Here is a 20,818-nt window from a genome sequence, read left to right on the forward strand (position 1 = left end):
GAGGCCACAATGAGTCATCAGCATAAAATTGCAATCGTAACCGGCGGCGCGGGCGGAATCGGGCGCTGTATCACCGAAGAATTCCTGAAGGCAGGGGCGACGGTCGCCTGTATCGATACGGATGCTGAAGCCGGACGCCGGCTGGAGGAACGGTACGGGACTGAGAGGCTGTTCTTCTATGCCGGAGACATCGCGGAGCAGTCTGTATTGGACGATTTCATTTCACGGGTGGTCAGCCGGTTCGGACAGGTGGATTATCTTATTAATAATGCCTGCATCAGCAAAAAAGGCTTGTTGTCCGGGTGCAGCTATGAGGACTTCGAGTACGTGCAGCGGATCGGAGTGACTGCGCCATATTACCTGACACTGCGGCTGAAGCCGCACTTCGCTGGGGGAGCTGCTATTGTTAATATCTCCTCCAGCAGGCAGTTTATGTCCCAGGAGGATACGGAGAGCTATACGGCAGCCAAAGGCGGAATCGGCGCTTTGACCCACAGTCTGAGCGTAAGTCTTGCCGGCAAGGTTCGCGTGAATGCGATCAGTCCTGGCTGGATTGATACGACAGCCTACCACGGTACGGAAGAAGCGGCGGAGCCGGTTCATTCCGCGCCAGACCGGCTGCAGCATCCGGCGGGTCGGGTCGGAACCCCGCAGGATATTGCGGCGATGGTGTTGTTCCTCTGTAGCGAAGCTGCAGGCTTCATCACCGGCGAGAATATAAGCATTGACGGCGGAATGGGGCGGCTGATGATCTATCACGGGGATAAAGGCTGGACCTATAACCCTGGAGGTCAATCATGAAGCTGCCAGTGATTAAGGATGCACAGCAGTTAGCTGATCTGGTGCGTGAGATCGGCTTCCTCCCCATGTTCCGCTCGGAGATCGCAGGCTTCTCCCTGGAGGAATGCACCCCGGCGGGCTACTGGTTCGTCAAAGGGGTAGAGGGACCATGGGAGTGGCGTGAGGAGATTGCCGCAGCGGGCGAGATCGCTTATGCCAAGCTCTTCAACCGCAAGGCCGGATTCATCAGCAGAGCGTGGTACCCGGATTTCGCCAATTACCGCCGGGACGGCTATGACTTCGATGCCAGATATGATGACGGCCTTGCCTCCATGGCCAGTAAACGAATCATGGATGTGCTGCTGGAGCATGAGCTAGGCCTGCTCTCTAGTGATCTTAAGCAATTGTCCGGCTTCGCAGTCCAAGGCGCCAAAGGCTTCGACACCGCTCTGACGCTGCTCCAGATGCAGACGTACATTACAGCCAGTAAATTCGAGTATAAGCTGGACAAGCATGGCCGTCCCTACGGCTGGGGCATCGGGCGTTATGCTGTCAGCGAGAATGTATTCGGAGCAGACTGGGTCACTTCACGTTATAGCGATCAGCCTGAGGCCTCGAAGACACGAATTGTGGAGCATACGGCCAAGCTATTCCCGGAGGCCGGGACGAAGCAACTGGAGAAGCTCTTGAAGTAAAGTTTGGTGTTACAAAAACCGAACACAATCGCTCACACGCAGGCACTTGCACCAAATGTATGCGAAAACCGAACACAATTGCTCACGCGAAGGTAGCTGAATCAAATGTAATCGAAAAACCGATTACAATTGCTCGCGTGGAGGTAGCTGAATCAAATGTAATCGAAAAACCGATTACAATTGCTCGCGTGGAGGTAGCTGGACCAAATGTAATCGAAAAACCGATTACAATTGCTCACACGCAGGCACCTGGGCCAAATCATAGTTTGATCTGTACCCGCACCAAGAGCCTCGTCCTATTCCGGACGAGGCTCTTCATGTCAGCATTATAATTATAACAGTGGGCAGCTTAGATGGACATCGCCATCTGTTCGGCCCGTTCTTCTCCGGGAAGCACGGAGGCAAGCTCGGCGCCCAATCCGAGATAAGCGCGCATACGCTGCATCATCTCATTACGGAAGCCGGGCCACAGGATGTGAATCTCGCCTGCGTATCCGCGGCAGTTGTACTCAGCGGTTACACCGCGCTGGTCCTGACGGACCGTGTTGATCTTGAGCTGACTCACGGTCAGCTCGCGGGTAACCTCCTTCAGCATCAGGGACGTCTTCTTCGTGGCGCTGGATACCAGCTCCATGTAGAGCTGGGGAGTCTTGAACAGACCGCTCTTGCCGATGGCGCGGCAGTCGCGCTCGAAGACTTTATGAATGAACGTTAGCAGCAGATAGCTTCTCACCAGGGACAATTCATCTTTGGTTATATTCTCAGGCATCGTTGGAATAGTTAGGGGAGTTCTCTTGGTAATCGCCATTATAAATCACCTCATTTATAGTATGCGAACCTTTGTTCTCATTATACATCGAACAGTCCATGAAATGCAATATTTAACATGAAATTTATGGATTGCAGTAAAAAAAAATTATTCTTGACTCATTCTTATCCGCATGGTATGATCTATCTTGTGGCTACGGAAGTTGGCCAACTGAATATGCGGTCATGGCGGAATTGGCAGACGCGCTGGCTTCAGGTGCCAGTGATAGCAATATCGTGGAGGTTCGAGTCCTCTTGACCGCATTACTTGATGAATTAGCTCTTGAATCAGTCCTTTTGACTGTTCAGGAGCTTTTTGTTTGATTGGTTAGATCTGAGTAATGTAGGAATTAATTGTGCCAATATGGTTTTGCTATTGAAATAGGCCGCTTGTATTGTTTATGATAATATTTATGATATTCATTAAATCTTGAGTAGGTAGATTATGAATTTAAATGACAATATATTAATTAAGATTCGTGAAATGAGGGACAGCTTTACTCCGGTTGAACGGCTGGTTGGGGATTATATTCTGGAGAATAAAGAAGAGATTCCCCATTTATCCATTAAGGAATTGGCCCAATCGAGTAAGACCAGTGATGCCTCGGTCCTGCGGTTCTGTAAAACAATGGGCTACAGCGGATACCGCAATTTTATTGTGAGTATATCGGCTTCTTTGGGTTCCCGTGATGAGGATGCAAAGGCCCAATATACAGATATTCAGCCGGGTGATGAGCTCTCGACGATTATTTCAAATATTTCACTCAATAACATGAAATCCATTGAGGACACACTTAGTGTGGTTGACCGGAAAGAGATTGCCAGGGCGGTTGAAGTGCTGTGCCATAGCAAAAGAATTGTTTTCTTTGGCATAGGGGCCTCAGGAATCGTATGCATGGACGGGGAACAGAAATTCTCACGCATCAACAAGATGTGTCATGCTTATACGGATGGCCATAGCCAGCTTACGGCAGCAACCTTACTCGGCAAAGATGATGTTGCCATTTTTATTTCCAACTCCGGTGCAACCAGTGACATTATTGACGCCCTGATCATTGCCCAGAAGAATCAAGCGACATGTATTGCGGTTACCCGGTACAACAAAAGTGAGCTTGCAGTGCGGGCCGATATTGTTCTTAGCATATCTACCCCTGAAATCACGATCCGCAGTGGTGCCATGGGCTCGCGTATTGCTATGCTGACGATCATCGACATCCTGTTTGCCGGAGTTGCAAGTGCAGAGTACGAGCAGGTCAAAACCTCTTTAATCAATACCCATAATATTTTGAAGAAAAAGCTCAGATATTAAGTTTTTAAGTTCTGACAATTGAATGGATCTGGAGGAAGCATTGATCGGTCATCGGTCAATGCTTTTTTGTATTCCCATTAACCATGTCAGATTATCTACATCAACAAATGTTTGATTTTGGTGAAGCTAATGAGTCGTTTTTCAGGAATACGGCAGAAGGAGTGATAAAAACGTTTGACAAAAGTAGAAAACGCTTATTGTAAGCGCTTTATAGATATGGTATAACTGATTATACAAGATGTTGAAATAAAAAATCGGAATAATACTCATAAATAAAATTTTATTTCAAAATCTATTGACGGCTTTGGGGATATATATTAGTATAAACATTAATAAATGTATGATATTCTAACATGAATTGTTAGATATATGTAATTTATAATCAACAAGAAGGAGGATGACTATGAATGACTACCTTGCGGGATTAACCACAGAAGCCGTGAATCCGGACACCCTGATGATTGATGAATGTACCACTGAACAGATGGTCCAGTTAATGAATCAGCAGGATGCTCTGGTCTCCGCAGCCATCGCTAACGAAATCCCGCAGATTGCAGGAGCGGTAGATATTCTGCACCACAGGCTGTCTGCCGGCGGGAGAATGTTCTACATAGGAGCCGGCACATCCGGAAGATTGGGTGTTTTGGATGCTTCTGAATGTCCTCCTACCTTTGGTACAGATCCTTCCATGGTACAAGGATATATCGCTGGGGGTGATATTGCTCTACGGAGTGCGGTTGAAGGCTGTGAAGACGATGAGGAGGCAGGGGGCGCATTAGTCGATAGCATCGGGGTGACAGACCAGGATGTAGTGATCGGCATTTCGGCAAGCGGGAGCGCCAGGTTTGTGATTGCAGCTCTAGTGAAGGCGAAGGAGCTTGGGGCAGCTACCATCGGAGTGTGCAACAACAAGGGCTCGAAGTTTGAACCCATTGCAGATATTTGTATTTCACCTGTGGTAGGACCGGAGGTCATTAGCGGCTCGACCCGGTTAAAGGCGGGAACGGCTCAGAAGCTGGTGCTTAATATGCTGACTACTTGTACTATGGTCAAGTTAGGGAAAACCTATAACAACTTAATGGTTGATTTGAAAGCCAGCAATTTCAAGCTGGTCGACCGCTCCCTCCGCATTATTATGAATACGACGGGTGTAGACACCCAAACCGCCTCAGAGACACTTGAGCAGGCAGGAATGAATTGTAAGCTGGCCATCATGATGATTAAAACGGGGTTAGACGCACAGGCGGCAGAAGAAGCGCTTGAAGCCAATGGAGGACGCCTGAAACAAGCGATCCTGTCATTGAATTAGAAAATTGAGGAGGCTGCTATCCATGAAAAAAAGAAAAGGTGTAACTCTGTTGTTGTCCGCAATCATGATGATGTCGCTGTTATCTGCCTGTGGAGGGAAAACAAATAACTCTGCGGGGTCTGCAAATTCCGGAAACTCAGGCGGCGGTGCGGGAAAAGATACGATAACGGCATTATTACCTCCGGTATCGGCTAATTACCAGGCCCGTTTTGCGGATATGGAAAAAGAATTTAATGCACTTCATCCTAATTTGACGCTGAAAATCGAACCGGCGAGCTGGGAGGATATGACCCAAAAGCTGGATACACAAGTCAATGCAGGCTCCCCTCCGGATATTGCCTGGATCGGTGCCTCCGGACTTTCGAAATATGCAGCACTGGATGTTCTAATCGACTTGAACCCAGTCCTGTCTGACGAAGTGAAGGCGGATTATGACGAAGTTCCAATGAAATACTTTCAATTGGGTGACGCCCAGTACGGCCTGCCGGCATATATGGAAATCCACACCATCGGCGGTAATAAACAATTCCTCGAAGAAGCCGGAATTGACTGGAAGAGTATTCAGCAAAACGGCTGGACCTATGATGAGTTCCGGAAAGCTATTTCCAAGGGTGTAGTCAAAAATGATAAAGGTGAAACCAGCCGGTACGGTTTCGTATTCGCGACCTCCGGTGTAGCTTCTAAAGACTACCTGGCTATTCTTGCTAAAACTGCAGGTCTGCCGGATTACTTCGATAATGACCTTAAATACACGTATACAAGCAAAAAATTCCTCGGTCTGCTGACAGCGATCCGTGAAATGATCGACGATGGTTCTATGCCGAAAGAATTAAGCTCCATCGATGCCGGCAAACGCTGGAATATGTTCCTGACCGGCCAGACGATGATCACCGGTAAAGGCTTGTCGGCATTTGAAAACTCCGCCCGTCTAAATAATGAGAAAATTAAAGCGAAGGATGGATCAGCGGTTGCCGATTCGATCGAAGTGGATTACATTTCCCTTCCGGTTCCAACCTTCAACGGTGCCGATTATGTCCCTACCTCCATCGTGGATGGTTATATCGCACTCCGCGGTAAAAAAGAGCCTTCAGAAGAACATATCAAGAATATTGCCCTGGCGATGAACTTCTTGTCTTCCGGTTCGATTGCTGCCAACTACAGTAATGAGCTGTTCTTAACACCAATTACCGAGTCTGCACGCAATGCAGAAGTGCTTGAAAAGTTCCCGCGTAATGAAGACAACGTTGCTGCAGGTCAAGCGATGATGGCCAAAGCGCTCCCGGCCCGTACAGATATTCCTACGGAGCAGGCTGCTGAAGCGCTCAAAATTGAAACAGAAGTGATCATTCCTAAACTGCAGGCATTGCTTGCCGATGAGATTACACCGCAAGAGATGTATGATGCAGTGAAAGCAGCTGCCGTCAAATCCTTCGGTGAAGATGGTGTGGTCGCTGACTAGATTACCATATAGACTGGTCTGTGAAGTGAAAGCTGTACGAAGCTTAAACGTACAGCTTTCCTTCTGAATTTTGGCAAGCAGAAGGTACTTTTTGAAGAAGAGAGGTGCGGCCCAATGAATCAAATGTTGACCAAACGAAAAAAGCTGAAGCTCGAAAGTGACTCCGGTTGGGGATACGCGTTTATCGCAGTAGCACTTATTGCGTTTTCTTTATTCACTGCCTATCCGGTAATCAATGCCTTTATAATCAGCCTGCAGAAATATCGTCCGTTAGGGTCCACTTATGTCGGCCTGGAGAACTTCGTCAATTCCTTTTCAGATGAGCTGTTCTGGAAAGCACTGAAGAATACATTAGTCTATACGCTGTTAACCGTACCCTTTAATATTTTTCTGTCCTTCCTTGTGGCCATTCTGATTATGCCTTTTAAGAAAAGAACACAAACGATATTTAAAGCGGTCTATTATTTGCCGGCTGTAGCTTCAGGTGTATCACTTGCTGTCGTATGGCTGTGGATCTTTGATCCGTTAAAATCAGGGATTGCCAATCAAGTGGTTGGGTTGTTTGGAGTCAGCAATCAGAACTGGCTGGGTTCCAGTGCCACGGCCATGTTCTCACTTGTATTAATGTCCTGGCTGTCAAGTCATGGTACAGCGATCATTATCTATCTGGCTGCACTACTCAGTATTGACAACAGTTATTATGAAGCAGCTGACATTGACGGAGCGACCTTTTTGCAAAAGCTGCGGTATATTGTCATCCCTTTCCTTAAGCCAACCACGCTATTCCTGCTGGTTACAGGGGTCATTGGTTCCTTCCAGGTGTTCCAGAACGCTTATCTGATGACAGGCGGCGGACCGGACCATGCCACGACCATGGTGGGATTGTTGATCTTTAACAATGCGTTCACATATTTCGAGTTTGGTGAGGCAGCGGCCCAATCCTTACTTCTGGCAGCGGTTATTGCCTTGATCTCTTTCTTCCAATTTAAGATTTTAGGTAAAGACATAGAATACTAGGAAAGGGGCAGAAACCTATGGGGTTGTTCAACAATACTATCAAAAGCAAAGGGTCTCTGTTAGCCCGTAATGGTCTGATCATTACATGCCTGCTCCTGTTTGCCGCAGCGACCATTTTCCCGATATACTTTATGATCATTTCCTCGTTCGGCGATCCGGTAGAAGCGGGCGCAATGAGCTATTCGCTGATCCCGGCGAAGATTTCCTTTGAGTCCTATAAATTCTTTTTTAACTTCAGTGCCCATTCCTGGGATTGGTTAAAAAATTCTTTTATTGTAGCAGCCTGTGTTACGGTATCGAACGTATTCTTCGCCACACTTGCAGGATACGCTTTTGCCAAAATGAAATTTAGAGGAAAAGGCATTCTGTTCGCGATTCTGCTGGGGTCCATGATGATCCCTACTCAGGTCACCCAGGTTCCGCTGTATATATTGATCGTAAATATCTTTGAATTGCAAAATACGTATACCGCGCTGATTATGCCAAGCATTGTCACGGTGTATAACATCTTCCTGGTCAAGCAGTTCATGTCTTCCATTCCGGTTGAAATTATTGAAGCTGCCAAAATTGAAGGCTGCTCCCAGCCTAAAATCTTCTGGTATATCATTATGCCGCTGTCCAAAACGGTGATGGCCGTGCTGGCGATCCTGACGTTTATGGCAGCATGGAATGACTTCTTCTGGCCGTTCCTGGTTACCAATACCATGGATATGCAGACGATCCAGGTGGGGCTCAAAAACTTCCGCTTTGCGAATACAACGTACTTTGCACCTATGATGGCCGGGGCAACCATTTCTGCAGTGCCGATGTTTATTTTGTTCTTCAGCCTGCAAAAGTATTTCCTTGAAGGTGTCGCCGTCGGAGCGGTGAAAGGGTAATGGGCGGCCCATCTGAAGTAGGCGTTACCTATCTCGTTGGCTTGATGTCCGGCACATCGGTAGACGGTATTGATGCAGCGGTAATTAAACTTTCTTCTTCGCCGGACAAAGCGTACGGAATAGAGACGGAATTACTGGCTTTTGAGAACACTCCGTTTCCAGCGCATGTCAGAAGCTCGATATTCGAGCTGTTTGAGCCTTCCAAGGCTACGGTGGATAAAGTAGGCGCAATGAACATGTGGCTGGGGGAATTATACGCACGGGCGGCAATGTCGGTGATCCGCAAATGCGGGCTTGCGCCTTCCCAAATAGCTGCGATAGGATCACATGGCCAAACGATCTATCATGCGCCGGAAGTGAAGATGATCGACGGCTATAACCTGCACTGTACGGTGCAGATCGGGGAAGGTGCTGTGATAGCGAACCGGACGGGTATTCCCTGCATTTCAGATTTTCGGGTGGCTGACCTGGCAATGGATGGACAGGGGGCGCCACTCGTGCCTTTTACCGAATATTTATTGTATAACCATCCAGAGAAAACATTACTTCTGCAGAACATTGGAGGAATAGGGAATGTAACGGTTCTTCCGGCAAATGCTGCTCCCGATGAGGTGTATGCTTTCGATACAGGGCCCGGAAATATGATTATTGATGGTCTTGTAGCCCATTTATTTGCGCCAATGACGATGGATGCCGGCGGTGAAATTGCTGCGGGTGGTGAGGTTATTGATCAGCTTCTGAAATGGATGAAGCAGGATGAATATTACACGCTGCCTTTACCGAAATCGACGGGCAGAGAACGGTTTGGACAACCCTATGTTGCCCAAATCCTTCAGTTGATGGAGGAGCATCACTGGAAGGCTGAGGATGTTATTGCCACAGCTACACATCTGACAGCATGGAGTATTGCTGACAGCTATGAACGGTATATTGCGCCCCGGCATCAGGCTCAGCAATTGCTGATTGGCGGCGGGGGCAGTTACAACCAGACGTTAATGCGTGAGTTGCAGCAGTTGTTTGCCCCCTTTGGAGTGCAGGTGCTGACACAGGAGGACATTGGCGGCAATAGCGATGCCAAGGAAGCCGTCGCATTTGCTGTGCTGGCTTATTATACGATGAGACGTCTTCCGAATAATATTCCGCAGGTCACCGGAGCTTCCCGGCCGGTGGTCATGGGCAAAATTTCCTGGCCTTATCCGGAGCACAGGAGGTTTGAATGATGGATATCAGACTCTTCACCATGGAAGATCTTGCTGTAGTGGTCGCGCTCTGGAACCGGGTGGCTACCAAATATGATTACAAGCCGTTTACCGAACAGGAATTTCAGGACACCTTCATGAATCATACTTATTTCGATGCGGAGTGCATGTGGGTAGGCATTAATGAACAAGGGATTGCCGGGTTTGCAGCGGGCTGCAGCGGAGATGATCTTCCGCTCGGCGATGTGGCCGGTTATATTACGTGCGTAATTATCGATCCGGGAGCCGCTTCTTTAGAGCTGTACGATGCCTTTGTGCTGCGAATGGAAACAAGATTCCGGCTGCTTGGCAAAAGTCAGGCGGAGGTGTTGTTCTTTAACCCTGTTAAGCTGAAATGGAATATTCCAAGCGCACCGCGGCATGAACACAATAATGCTCCGGGCATTAGTAAAGACCAGCCGTTATATGATGCTTTAATCGCCAGAGGGTATACAGACCGGGCGACACAATGCGGCATGTACCTGAGGCTGGGCAGCTTTAGTGTGCCTGAAGATATTATAGTCAAAGAATATAAAGCCAACCGTAAAGGCTATCAGGTTACTCATTATGCGTCCGCTGTTCATCAAGGGCTTGAAGCCATGCTTGCTGCCTTGCAGAATCCGCAGTGGGAGGAGGATGTAGCTGCGCATGTAAAGAATGGTGAACCTCTTGTAGTGGCAGTTCATGGCATTGAGGTTGTCGGTTTTGCAGGTCCAATTATGGCAGAACCGGATGGCCGGGCATTTTTTTGCGGAATCGGGGTACACCCGGAGCATGAGGGACATGGTCTCGGCAGCGTCCTATTTTTCCGGATGGTTGAAGCTTTTCAGGCTTCAGGCTGTCAATATATCTCTTTGTTTACCGGCAGCAATAACCCGGCGCTTCGAATCTATGAAAAAGCAGGCTTTCAGATTGAAAAACAATTTGCGATATTGCGGAGGGAGCTGTAAGGATGAGTGGAAAGCTGACAGTCTTAGCGGTTGGAGCGCATGTTGGGGATGTGGAATTGGCGTCCGGCGGTGTACTGGCCAGCCATAGCTTACAAGGAGACCGGATCGTAACCCTGGCTCTAACTCCAGGTGAAAGAGGCGTGCCGGCCGGGCAGGACATGAAGGCGTACCGTCAGCAAAAAATCAAAGAGGCTGAACGTTTCGCTGATATGCTGGGCGGTGAGGCCGTTGTGTTTGATTATTGTGACGGAGAGCTGCCTGACAATCAGCAGATCCGGATGGAAGTCTGCGATGTGATCCGCCGCGTGAAGCCGGACATTATCATTACCCATTGGAAAAACAGCATGCATAAGGATCATGCACTGACCCATCATATCGTGAACGATGCCAGGTTTTTTGCCAGTCTGTCTTCTTTTGAGCGTGAGCTTCCTGCCCATTTTGCTGCAAAGCTGTATTATTCGGAAAACTGGGAAGATGCTGTGGACTACGTCCCTTACGTTTACGTGGATTTTGATCAGGCGGCTTATGATTTATGGATTGAGGCTTTAAGTCAGCATTGGTTTGTGACGAACAGCAAATCTTTTAAATATATGGATTATTATAAAGCGCTGGCCGTTGTCCGGGGCTGTGAAGCAAGAAAAACCTATGCCGAAGCCTTCATGATCCCTGCCGAGACGATGAAGATCAGACAATCGGGGCTTGTGTGATATGGTGTTGAACGGAATTGACTCTATCGCAAGGTATCTTCATCTGTTAAAAGGGAAACGTGTGGGGTTAATTACAGCGCCGACAGGGCTTGCCAAGGATTTCAAATCAACCATTACGATCTTACACGAGAATTGTAATCTTACGGCCATGTTCTCGCCTGAGCATGGTGTCCGGGGAGACTTGGATGCAGGGGCATTAGTGGAGACGTATACGGACCCCTATACCCAAATTCCGGTCTACAGCCTGTACCGCAAGGATTCCAAACGATTAACTAAGGAAATGCTGGAGAAGGTAGATATCCTTGTGTATGATATCCAGGATGTTGGCGTACGGTATTATACCTTCATTTATACGATGCTGTATGCCCTTGAGGATTGTGCTGCGGCAGGCGTGGAATTTGTTGTGCTCGACCGGGTGAACCCGCTGAACGGGGTGAATGTGGAAGGGAATATCCTGCAGCCAGGCTTCAAATCCTTTGTCGGGAATTATGAGCTGGCTGTCCGCTACGGTCTGACTGCAGGTGAAGTGGCTGTCATGGCCAATGATCAGATGAACTGGCAGGCATCGCTGCATGTCGTTCGTCTGGAGGGCTGGGAACGGAGTATGTCTTTCCCGGATACAGGCTTGACCTGGGTTCATCCTTCACTGGGCATCCCCCGGTATGAAACAGCATTGTTATATACAGGCACCTGTCTATTTGAAGGAACCAACTGCTCCGAAGGAAGGGGGACAACCTTCCCCTTTGAAATGATTGGGGCGCCCTTTATCGAGGCGCAGCAGCTGGCAGATGAGATGAACGCATTGAAGATTCCAGGCGTGTATTTTCGTCCGGTTCATTTCAAGCCAACGACCTCCAAGCATTCCGGAGAGCTGTGCGGCGGCGTGCAACTCTATATTACCGACCGCCAGGTGATCAAGCCGTTAGAGGTGGGCGTAACCTTACTATTTACGATAAGGGATTTGTTTGAGCCCTTTGCCTTTCTGCCTCCCGTGAAGGAGGGCTCACGTCCCTTTATTGACTTGCTGGGCGGAAGCAGCATCTACCGTACGAAGGATATTCAGGCTAGGCAGCTGCTTGAACCGTTTGCAGAGGACAGCAGGCAATTTGCAGAAATGAAACAGCAATATCATTTATATCACTAGCGGATGGTGAATAGCGGATGAGAACGATAGAACAAATGAGCTTGCGTGAGAAAATCGGGCAAATGTTCGTAACTGGCTTTCCGTCAACGGAGATGTCACCTGAGCTGAAGGAAGTCATTGAGCACTATAAGATCGGGAATATTATTTTATTCTCCCATAATATCAGCAATAAATATCAATTAGGCGGGCTTGTAGCCGAGCTGCAGCAGTGGTTCACCACACATACAGGCATTCCGGGCTTTATTACGATTGATCAGGAAGGCGGCCGGGTGACCCGGATGCCCAAGGACGCGACGAATGTAGCCGGAGCCATGGCTATTGCCTCTTCAGGACGCCCTGAAAATGCTTATGCAGCAGGGAGAATAACGGCCCGGGAGCTACAAGCATTAGGCATTAATTTCAACCTGTCGCCCGTGATGGACATTAACAATAATGCGCTGAATCCGGTGATCAACGTCCGCTCTTACGGGGATTCCGTTGAGACGGTATCGCAGTATGGGATTCAGATGATGAGGGGCTTGCTCGACGGTGGCGTGATGTCCTCGCTGAAGCATTTTCCCGGTCATGGGGATACTGATGTCGATTCACACATTGGCTTGCCTGTCATTGATAAAACGGTGGAGGAACTGGAACAGCTTGAGCTGCTGCCGTTTAAGGCTGCCATCAGGCAGGGGGCTGAGGCCATCATGAGCGCACATATTTTATTCCCGCAAATTGAAAAGTCCGGCGTGCCGGGAACGATGTCTTATACCATCATTACAGAGCTGCTCAAAGAGAAATTGGGCTTTCAGGGGCTGGTTGTATCCGATTGTCTGGAAATGGATGCGATTAAACGCTATTACGGGACGGCAAAAGGTGCACTCGAAGCTATTAAGGCAGGGATTGATCTGGTGTTCATCAGTCACACGCCTGCAACGGTCAAAGAAGCGGTGCATTTAATAGAAGAAGCTGTAGCGGCCGGTGAGTTGGATGAAGCGGTTATTAATGCAGCCGTCGCCAAAATTGTAGCCTATAAAGCCCGCTATGCGCATGTAGAGGAGCCGGATTACGGGATCGTGGGCTGCGGGGTTCACCGCCGGGCGAACGAGCTGATGCGTACGGAAACGATCTGCCTGATTAAAGGTGAAATCGAGCCCGTTCAGACAGGTGACGGACAGGTCTTCTTTATAGGCTCTTATGCCTACCGGACCGACCAGGCCTCCAGCAGTGTGAATCAGGAGCTTAGCTTCCCGCAGTATATGGGTGAGCATTTTGCAGCAGCGTATGAGCTGATCAGCATTGATCCGGACGAGGAACAGATTAACGCAGTGCTGCAAAAGGCTGAAGGGTACAAGCATGTGGTTATCGGGCTGTTCAATGCGCGTGAAAATACAGGCCAACTGGCGCTTGTGCAGAAGCTCGTGGCAGCAGACTGTAAAGTAACGGCAATTACACTCGGCCGGCCATATGATTTGGCTTTAATCGAAGGCGGGTTTTGCGGCATTGCCGCCTTTGAATATACTCCGGATGCATTCAAGTCCCTTATTCCCATCCTGAATGGTGAGGTCACATCTGCTGCCCGTATTACGATTCAGCTATAGGGGGACATAAGTATGGCATATATTGTCGGCATTGACGGGGGCGGCACCAAGACAGCGGTCATTGTTACTCCTGAGGATCAGGAAGAGCCTGTACTATCCTTTACCGTAGGGCCAATTAATTATAATGGCGGTGATGCCGGGGCGATTGCTGCCGCTTTCGGGGAGATGTTTAATCAGATAAGCTCCTGCTGCATAGGCCTTGCGGATGTTATTCATGTATGTATAGGAGCGGCAGGCGTAAGCAATCCGGCAGTAGCGCGTTTTTTGGAGCAGCAGGTAAGAGATAACGGGTATAAGGGGCCGCTAACGATTACCGGTGATCAGGAAACCGCGCTATATGGAGCCCAGAATGCGATGCAGGGCATTATTCTCATTGCCGGTACAGGCTCCATTTGCTTCGGTGTTAATGAACAGAGCGAGCGGCACCGCACAGGAGGCTTTGGCCATCTGATTGATGATGTGGGAAGCGGCTATTATATCGGACGTGAGCTCTTGTCCGTGCTGGTTCAGGCAGAGGACGGAAGAATAGCGGATACGATGATTCCATCGCTGGTATATAAGCAGCTTGGACTTGGTACGGTGCAAGAGGTGATAGGTTTTGTCTATCACAAAAACACAACGAAAAAAGATATTGCAGCGCTCGCCCCGGTGATGACGGCAGCATGCGGGCTCGGGGACGCCCGGGCGCTACAGCTGGCGGAGCAATGTGCAGCCGGTCTGTTTGAGCTGGTGGTACCTGTTATTGAGCGGCTGAAATTATATGAGAGCAAGGTTGCGATTGCCGGAAGTGTGCTGCAGAAATCCCGTTTTGTAAGAGAGGCCTTAGAGCGGAAGCTTGCCCGCAGCTACCGGCAGACCAGACTGATTATGCCTGTTCATAATGCAGCCTATGGTGCGGTACTGCTCGGAAAAGCAAAAATGAGTAACGGGTAATCCGATGAATGAAGCAAAGGAAGGGTGTGCCATAAGTCCGGCAGTGTTGGACTTGCGGCACACCCTTTTAAAATTTGTCGGTTAAATAAAACACGGCCTGCTGTTTCGGGAAGAGGGCTTGCAGGATATCTGCATGTCGAGCAGGGGCCCCAGCTTCAGCTGCGCCTTCCGCAGAATAGCCGAAGATGATATAAGAGATCAGATCCCGCTCTTTCACTTCTATGGATATCCGGGACCCGGCCTGACTGCTCCCGGAAACGGTAAGCCGCTTCTGATGGTAGTCGAGGCAGACCCGATCCTCCCCGCATTGCAGCGCGATGGACAGTTCCTGTTCTGCCAGCAAGTCATTGCCGTTCAGGCGCTGCTCCAGTTCGTGCTGAAGCTTGTGGAAGGTAGAATACAGGTTGATCATTTTCCACATTGCCATATGGATCGGAACGGGCTCTGCCTGAAGCTGCTGATAATAGGCATATAGCTTGTGATCCTCAGGAAGCATCGCCAATATTTGCTTGGCCTTCGGCCGAAGGCGGCATAATTCGTGAAATAAGTACTCCACTCCGTCCGCTGCCACATCCAGATAGTTGAATTCGTTGATAAAGACCTGTTCGGTGTCCTTTTTCTCTATAATGCCATAAGCGACAATTTTATGATTGTGCTGAAGCAGCAGACAGTCCGATTTCTTCCATTCCGGCCAGCGGATCAGATCCTTCCAGTAGGTTTCATTACGCACAACGGTATAGGTACGGTTCTGATTGAATTGTTCATAAATACCACGGATATCATCCAGATAACGCGGCTCAAAAGGGATAATCTCATAGCCGTCCGGCTGCCCGCCCCGCGCCTGATTCTCAACAGCATAAGCAGTCTCGGGAATCAGTCTCCAGCCGGCCTTCTCATAAAAGGCATGCTTGCTGGCCAGAAGTACACTTATATCATAACAGGCTTCTCGCATGTAGTCTGTTTGTGCAGCAAGAATCTTGTGGGTCAGCCCCATGCCGCGATAATGGGGATCTGCAGCGACGCTGCCCATAGCACCCGTGCGCAAGACCGCTTGGCCGACTCTGATGGAGAGCGGGAAGATTTGAACATTGGCCGCAACCTTGCCGCCGACCGCCGCAAACCATGTGGTATCCGGGTCATAGGAGGTGTCGAGGTCTAATCTTTCCTGGAAATACCCCCGGCCTACGGAAAAACATTCATCCAAAATATCGTAAATCTGTTCAAGCTGTTCTCTGTCCGGCCTGTTTGTTACGCAGATGCTTTGTTCTGGGGTTGTCGTCATCTGTTCTGTCCTCCCGGGTCGTCAAGCTGAAAATTATTGTCATAGATAGATCTTAATATTGAAAATAATTTTCGTCAACAACTGCTTAGGCGTTGCCATAGTGGTCCAGCTCGATGAATTTATTTCATATTAATATGACAGAATGTAGTCATGTTAGGCATGTTATTGTTTTCTGGTCATTTGAAATGGAGGGGGCGTTATTGTTAACTGATACATTTCACGAAGTTCTGAAGCATGAGGGGATCGTCACCATTGTATCCTGGGCCGATAGTGAGCCGCATATTGTGAATGAGTGGAACTCTTATCTGGCCGTGACCGAGGATGAAAGAATTCTAATCCCCGCAGGAATCATGCGAAAGACTGAGGAGAACGTTAATGTTAATCCTAGAGTCAAGCTGGCATTAGGCAGCAAAAATGTAACAGGCTACAACAATTACCCCGGCACCGCTTTTGTGGTGGAGGGGATTGCCCGGTTTTTTGATTCCGGCGCTGAATTTGATGATATGAAGCGGAAATATGCTTTTGTCACCCGGGTACTGGAAATAACCGTTACGTCCGCTAAGCAAATGCTATAACCAGAAGGAGGGACTTACTAAGTGGAAAAGAAGAATCTGAGCTTCAATGAGATTATTGAGCGCTCCCTCGTGATAAGAGATCGTTATCATAGACTGGAGCAGCAGCATCATGGGACAGAGTGGAGTGTGGAAGAGGATGCGCTTGCTTTTTTGACCGATGCCGGATTAGTGGGCCGCTTGACGATGTCCGAGCAGAAGCGTTGGCCCAAAGGCGGAGACACCCGCTCCGAACTGGAGCATAAGCTTAGCGAGTGTATCTGGTGGCTTATTGTTCTGGCGGAGCGGATGGAGATTGATATCAGTGAATCCATGGAAGTGTTCCTGTCAACCTTGGAGGAGCAGCTAAGAGGCTGAACTGACCCCTGTCCTGTTTGCCCGCATATAAATATCATCCGACACATCGCAAGATATTGATGATTGATCAGGGAATCTTGAAGCTTTATGATCATATCATGCAACACGCTGTTGGATGATTCAAAGGAAATATGAGGAGCCAGGGGGAAATGGAATGGCAGCACAACCCGTCAGGATTTTAATTTTCGGTGCAGGTGTCATCGGGAGTATCTATGCAATGAAGCTTATGGAAGCAGGAATTGACGTGACCCTGTTGGCACGCTCAGACAGATTTAGATCTTTACAAGAAAAAGGTCTACAATATAATGACAAGGGTACAGCCCGGTCGGTACCGGTGAAAGTTATGGATACGCTCGAAAATGATGATGTCTACGATTATATTTTCGTCACCGTCCGTTATGACCGTGCCGAATCAGCGTTGTTAGCGCTTAAGGATAATCAAAGCCCGAATATCGTTACGATGACCAATAGCCCGATTGGATTTTCTTCGTGGCAGGATATTGTCGGGGATCGGCTATTACCGGCTTTTCCCGGCTTCGGCGGACAGATCAAAGAAGGGGTCCTGTACGCCCGGTTCATGCCCAAGTTTCTAGTGGCCACCTCATTTGGCGAAGTGAACGGCGCAGTGACGCAGCGCGTCTTAAAGCTCGCACAAGTATTTCAAGCCGCCAAGCTTCCCTATGTTATCAAAAAGGATATGCAGGCGTTTCTAATCACCCATTCCGTATCAGATATTGCTTTGTTGGGCAGTTTGTACGGCGGAAACGCAGACCCGGCCCGAACCCGAAAGACGGCGCGCCAAATCACAGTCACTTTTAAAGCGTATCTAAAGGCAATCCGTAAGGCAGGTGTTGCTGTTGATCCGCCCGTTTTTAACATCGTTCCTAAGCTCCCGGGCTTCATTCTGGATGTTCTCTTCATTGCCTGGCTGCGCACAAACATGGTGAAGGATATGCTGCTGCCGGATTATGCAGGTGCTGCGAATCAGGAGGTAGTGCAGCTGGAGCAGGATCTGACGAAATTTCTATCGATGCAGAGCAGCTGATGAACCGTTTGTTCCGGTATTGTAACCTGTCTGTTTATTCTTCGCTTCCAGCGGATGGTAAGGTTGAAGGACTGAAGCAGGCGGGAGGCTTACCATGATAACAAGATTGGCGATGATATTGAAAATATCGGTATTGGCGGTCTGTCTGGCTGGATGCAGCCAGGCCGGACAGCCCACACAGCCCTCAGACGCACAGCACGTCCCGGTCACTCCAGTACCACCATCAGAACATGCTGCGCAAGAGGAGAATCTGATTCCGCGCAATACCTCCGAACCTTTTATGGGGCGAATGGATCTGGATCAGGCGACGGAGGAGTTCATCTATGGAACCTGGAAGGTGGACAAGCTGCTGGGCTTCGCGAATTCCTATAATGATGCGTCTGAATATCCTACAGGACAGGATATCATTGGTGATGAACTTGTGATTCAAAAGGATTACTTCTCCTCCATGGGACTAGAGGGCTATGAAGCGTATCAATACGAGTTCACCAATCCCCGCTACAGCATAACCCAGAGGCATTATAACCGGGATTCCTTTTACAGAGTGAATAAACTGGATCTGTCCATGATCGGGATCAACGATGAGATGATCGACATAGAGGTAACTGAGCCTTCGCCGGGGCTGGGTATACCGCTAGGTTTCCTGGATGTGAATCATAACAAGCTGATCCTGTGGATCGAAGCCGCAACGTTTGAGCTGATAAGAGTGGACGAATCGGGTAATAAGTAGTCTAAGTACTGGAGTTTATAATGACAGGAGTGAGCATCCATGAGCTGGGATGTACTTATTATGAAAACGAAATATGATTTTGAAGCGCCGGAGGAACAGCAGCCCCCAGTGCCACCGCTGGGACAACGTGATGACATCATCGCGAAGCTGTCCCGTGCCATTCCGCAGCTGGATTACCGGGATAAGGCGTGGGGCATCCTTGAGGGCGAAGGGTTTTCGATCGAGTTCAACACTGGCGATGAGGAGCTCGTGGATTCCATCATGCTGCATGTGCGGGGCGGGGGAGAAGTGATGGAGACCCTCCGTTTGATCTGCGGGACACTGGAGGCTTATGCCCTGGACACATCGGATACCGGCTATATCGACTTTGAGCAGCCTGAGGCTGCGGAGCAATCCTGGGAGCAATTTCAGAAGTATCGTGACCAAGTGTTGAACCAGGACAACTGAAAAGTCTGGAGATGAACAGAGGCGCAGGATGGAGTACATCGGCAGCCTCTTTTTTTGCTTTTTAACCCCCTTACCAAATCCCCAGAAATAACGTGCAGAATGCTATTGACGCCTGAAGATTGATCATGTTAATATTTTCACGTAGCAAACTAACATGTCAGTATACCTAAATAGCATGTTAGCATGTTAACTCATTGATCCTACTTCAGGAGGTTATGTTGTGGATGTGACTAATGTTGTAATCGGTTTCATTATGGTCTTGTCATTTTTCGGGTTGGTGTGGTATTGCGTCAAGGGGTATAACCTTATGGTCGGCTTCTTCGTGATGTCGGTGCTCTGGACTACGATCGCTCTGATCGGGAACAGCATTCATCCCACCTCTGTGATGGAGGGCAAGACGTTCATTGACGTCCTGACGAATGTGTTCCAGACGGGGCCTGAGAATTACGGGAAGGCGATACTGGTTAATATTTTCTTCGGTGCCTTCTTCGGCAGAGTCCTGATCGACACCGGGATTGCCGCCACGCTGATCCGTAAGGTCGTAGAGCTTGGGGGAGACAAACCAAGAATCACCATGTCTCTGCTGTGTATCGTTACCGCTGTAATCTTCACCTCCATGACCGGGATCGGCCCGGTAATCTCCATCGCTGTTATCGTGCTGCCGATCATGCTGTCGCTCGGGATTCCTTCGCCGATTGCCTTGTTCTCCTTCATGGGCTCGATCATGGCGGGGATCTTCGGAAATATTGTGAACTTTAAGCAATATCAGGCGATATTTGCAACAGCCAATGAAAGCTATGCCAGCTACGACTATAATACATATTTCAAATTCGGCGTGATTGCGATGGCTGTATCTCTGATCGTGGTTCTGGTGGTCTCTAATGTGATGATGAACCGCAAGCTGTCACGGGCCTGGGCGGCCACGCCAGAGAGTGGTGCTACCGTTGATGCGCCTGCGATCTCCTGGATTTCGATTATTCTTCCGGTCATCGGTGTAGTGCTGTTCAAGGTTCCGATTATCTTCGGCTTCATCTTCGCAGCCCTGTTCGCTCTGTTGACCTGCGGAAAGCTGAAGGGCGGTTTTGCAAGCGTTTGCAGAATGGTGTCGAAGCAGTTCGCAGACGGAGCCATCGATGTGGCGCCCATGATCGGCTTCCTGCTCACGCTGTCGATGTTCAATAATGCCGCTACCTATGCCTCCCCTTATTTCAAAACCCTGCTGGACGGCGCAATGCCCCAGACCGCGCTGCTCCTGTGTATCGTCTTCGCGATTCTGACACCGCTCGGCTTCTTCCGCGGTCCGATGAACCTGGTCGGCTCCGGTTCCGCGATCCTGGCTGTGGTCGTAGCTACGGCCGCCTGGCCGGTGCAATTCCTCTATCCGCTGTTCGCCATTACTACAGTCGCTCCGCAGCATTTGGACGTCACCCAGTCCTGGGTGGCCTGGGGCTTCGGCTACACGAAGGTTCCGGCTAAGGAATATATGAAGATGTCGATTCCTACCGGCTGGATTATCGGGATTATCCTCTGCGCGGTTGTGTTCTTCATGTACGGCAATCTGGTTTAGCACACTATTAAT

At 49.1% G+C, this 20,818-nt stretch carries 21 protein-coding genes and 1 tRNA gene; 20 read left to right on the forward strand and 2 right to left on the reverse strand.

The genetic code is table 11. From position 1 onward, the window contains the following. Nucleotides 1-9: 9 nt before the first annotated feature. Both K1558_RS00330 and K1558_RS00335 read left to right on the forward strand, forming a co-directional pair. A complete protein-coding gene (locus K1558_RS00330; protein WP_238649387.1) occupies nucleotides 10-801 on the forward strand; it encodes an SDR family oxidoreductase in 792 nt (263 codons plus the stop codon). Next, nucleotides 798-1,475: an AlkZ-related protein gene (locus tag K1558_RS00335; RefSeq protein ID WP_238649388.1), complete on the forward strand. Its 678-nt coding sequence runs from the start codon at nucleotides 798-800 to the stop codon at nucleotides 1,473-1,475. Before K1558_RS00330 ends, K1558_RS00335 begins: the two co-directional genes overlap by 4 nt. Nucleotides 1,476-1,824: 349 nt before the next feature. On the opposite strand, the gene K1558_RS00340 is transcribed toward K1558_RS00335, so the two are convergent. Further along, complete coding sequence (locus tag K1558_RS00340; RefSeq protein WP_238649389.1) at nucleotides 1,825-2,283, reverse strand: YhjD family protein; 459 nt, start codon at nucleotides 2,281-2,283, stop codon at nucleotides 1,825-1,827. Between the two features lie 179 nt (nucleotides 2,284-2,462). Between K1558_RS00340 and K1558_RS00345 the strand changes: the two genes are divergently transcribed. The 12 genes from K1558_RS00345 to K1558_RS00400 all read left to right on the forward strand — a co-directional run bounded on the left by K1558_RS00345 (nucleotide 2,463) and on the right by K1558_RS00400 (nucleotide 14,806). Next, a tRNA-Leu gene (locus K1558_RS00345) sits at nucleotides 2,463-2,546 on the forward strand. Nucleotides 2,547-2,727: 181 nt separating this feature from the next. Then, the gene (locus K1558_RS00350; RefSeq protein WP_238649390.1) at nucleotides 2,728-3,591 is read left to right on the forward strand and encodes a MurR/RpiR family transcriptional regulator; all 864 of its coding nucleotides are present in this window, start codon (nucleotides 2,728-2,730) and stop codon (nucleotides 3,589-3,591) included. Nucleotides 3,592-3,994: 403 nt separating this feature from the next. Next, complete coding sequence (gene murQ / locus K1558_RS00355) at nucleotides 3,995-4,900, forward strand: N-acetylmuramic acid 6-phosphate etherase (RefSeq protein ID WP_238649391.1); 906 nt, start codon at nucleotides 3,995-3,997, stop codon at nucleotides 4,898-4,900. 22 nt (nucleotides 4,901-4,922) lie between these two features. Then, nucleotides 4,923-6,359: an ABC transporter substrate-binding protein gene (locus K1558_RS00360; RefSeq protein WP_238649392.1), complete on the forward strand. Its 1,437-nt coding sequence runs from the start codon at nucleotides 4,923-4,925 to the stop codon at nucleotides 6,357-6,359. A 114-nt stretch (nucleotides 6,360-6,473) separates the two neighbouring features. After that, nucleotides 6,474-7,376, forward strand: coding sequence for a carbohydrate ABC transporter permease (locus K1558_RS00365; RefSeq protein ID WP_238649393.1), 903 nt, complete (start codon nucleotides 6,474-6,476; stop codon nucleotides 7,374-7,376). A 17-nt stretch (nucleotides 7,377-7,393) separates the two neighbouring features. Continuing rightward, nucleotides 7,394-8,254, forward strand: coding sequence for a carbohydrate ABC transporter permease (locus K1558_RS00370; RefSeq protein ID WP_238649394.1), 861 nt, complete (start codon nucleotides 7,394-7,396; stop codon nucleotides 8,252-8,254). Beyond that, nucleotides 8,254-9,474 (forward strand): anhydro-N-acetylmuramic acid kinase, encoded by a 1,221-nt coding sequence (locus K1558_RS00375; protein ID WP_238649395.1) that lies wholly within the window; start codon nucleotides 8,254-8,256, stop codon nucleotides 9,472-9,474. Before K1558_RS00370 ends, K1558_RS00375 begins: the two co-directional genes overlap by 1 nt. Then, nucleotides 9,471-10,442 (forward strand): GNAT family N-acetyltransferase, encoded by a 972-nt coding sequence (locus tag K1558_RS00380; RefSeq protein ID WP_338019660.1) that lies wholly within the window; start codon nucleotides 9,471-9,473, stop codon nucleotides 10,440-10,442. The genes K1558_RS00375 and K1558_RS00380 overlap by 4 nt, the downstream gene beginning before the upstream one ends. 2 nt (nucleotides 10,443-10,444) lie before the next feature. After that, the gene (locus K1558_RS00385) at nucleotides 10,445-11,149 is read left to right on the forward strand and encodes a PIG-L deacetylase family protein (RefSeq protein WP_238649396.1); all 705 of its coding nucleotides are present in this window, start codon (nucleotides 10,445-10,447) and stop codon (nucleotides 11,147-11,149) included. Nucleotide 11,150: 1 nt separating this feature from the next. Next, nucleotides 11,151-12,293 carry an exo-beta-N-acetylmuramidase NamZ family protein gene (locus tag K1558_RS00390; RefSeq protein ID WP_238649397.1) on the forward strand — a complete coding sequence of 381 codons (1,143 nt, stop codon included), beginning with the start codon at nucleotides 11,151-11,153 and terminating at the stop codon, nucleotides 12,291-12,293. A 17-nt stretch (nucleotides 12,294-12,310) separates the two neighbouring features. After that, nucleotides 12,311-13,873 carry a glycoside hydrolase family 3 protein gene (locus K1558_RS00395; RefSeq protein WP_238649398.1) on the forward strand — a complete coding sequence of 521 codons (1,563 nt, stop codon included), beginning with the start codon at nucleotides 12,311-12,313 and terminating at the stop codon, nucleotides 13,871-13,873. Nucleotides 13,874-13,885: 12 nt separating this feature from the next. After that, nucleotides 13,886-14,806 (forward strand): N-acetylglucosamine kinase, encoded by a 921-nt coding sequence (locus tag K1558_RS00400; protein ID WP_238649399.1) that lies wholly within the window; start codon nucleotides 13,886-13,888, stop codon nucleotides 14,804-14,806. A 67-nt stretch (nucleotides 14,807-14,873) separates the two neighbouring features. On the opposite strand, the gene K1558_RS00405 is transcribed toward K1558_RS00400, so the two are convergent. Continuing rightward, on the reverse strand, nucleotides 14,874-16,088 hold the full coding sequence (locus tag K1558_RS00405) for a GNAT family N-acetyltransferase (protein ID WP_238649400.1): 1,215 nt from the start codon (nucleotides 16,086-16,088) through the stop codon (nucleotides 14,874-14,876). Nucleotides 16,089-16,288: 200 nt separating this feature from the next. Between K1558_RS00405 and K1558_RS00410 the strand changes: the two genes are divergently transcribed. The 6 genes from K1558_RS00410 (at nucleotide 16,289) to K1558_RS00435 (ending at nucleotide 20,806) form a co-directional block, all read left to right on the forward strand. Beyond that, the gene (locus tag K1558_RS00410) at nucleotides 16,289-16,663 is read left to right on the forward strand and encodes a pyridoxamine 5'-phosphate oxidase family protein (RefSeq protein ID WP_238649401.1); all 375 of its coding nucleotides are present in this window, start codon (nucleotides 16,289-16,291) and stop codon (nucleotides 16,661-16,663) included. A 21-nt stretch (nucleotides 16,664-16,684) separates the two neighbouring features. Continuing rightward, on the forward strand, nucleotides 16,685-17,017 hold the full coding sequence (locus K1558_RS00415) for a nucleoside triphosphate pyrophosphohydrolase family protein (protein WP_238649402.1): 333 nt from the start codon (nucleotides 16,685-16,687) through the stop codon (nucleotides 17,015-17,017). A gap of 154 nt (nucleotides 17,018-17,171) precedes the next feature. Further along, nucleotides 17,172-18,062, forward strand: coding sequence for a ketopantoate reductase family protein (locus tag K1558_RS00420; RefSeq protein ID WP_238649403.1), 891 nt, complete (start codon nucleotides 17,172-17,174; stop codon nucleotides 18,060-18,062). Nucleotides 18,063-18,156: 94 nt separating this feature from the next. Further along, entirely contained in the window at nucleotides 18,157-18,792 is a 636-nt protein-coding gene (locus K1558_RS00425; RefSeq protein WP_238649404.1) for a hypothetical protein, read from the forward strand. A gap of 60 nt (nucleotides 18,793-18,852) precedes the next feature. Next, entirely contained in the window at nucleotides 18,853-19,239 is a 387-nt protein-coding gene (locus K1558_RS00430; protein ID WP_238649405.1) for a hypothetical protein, read from the forward strand. A 220-nt stretch (nucleotides 19,240-19,459) separates the two neighbouring features. Then, nucleotides 19,460-20,806 carry a citrate transporter gene (locus K1558_RS00435; RefSeq protein WP_238649406.1) on the forward strand — a complete coding sequence of 449 codons (1,347 nt, stop codon included), beginning with the start codon at nucleotides 19,460-19,462 and terminating at the stop codon, nucleotides 20,804-20,806. Nucleotides 20,807-20,818: the final 12 nt, after the last annotated feature.

Source organism: Paenibacillus piscarius, assembly GCF_022234545.1.
Lineage (GTDB): Bacteria > Bacillota > Bacilli > Paenibacillales > Paenibacillaceae > Paenibacillus_AQ > Paenibacillus_AQ piscarius.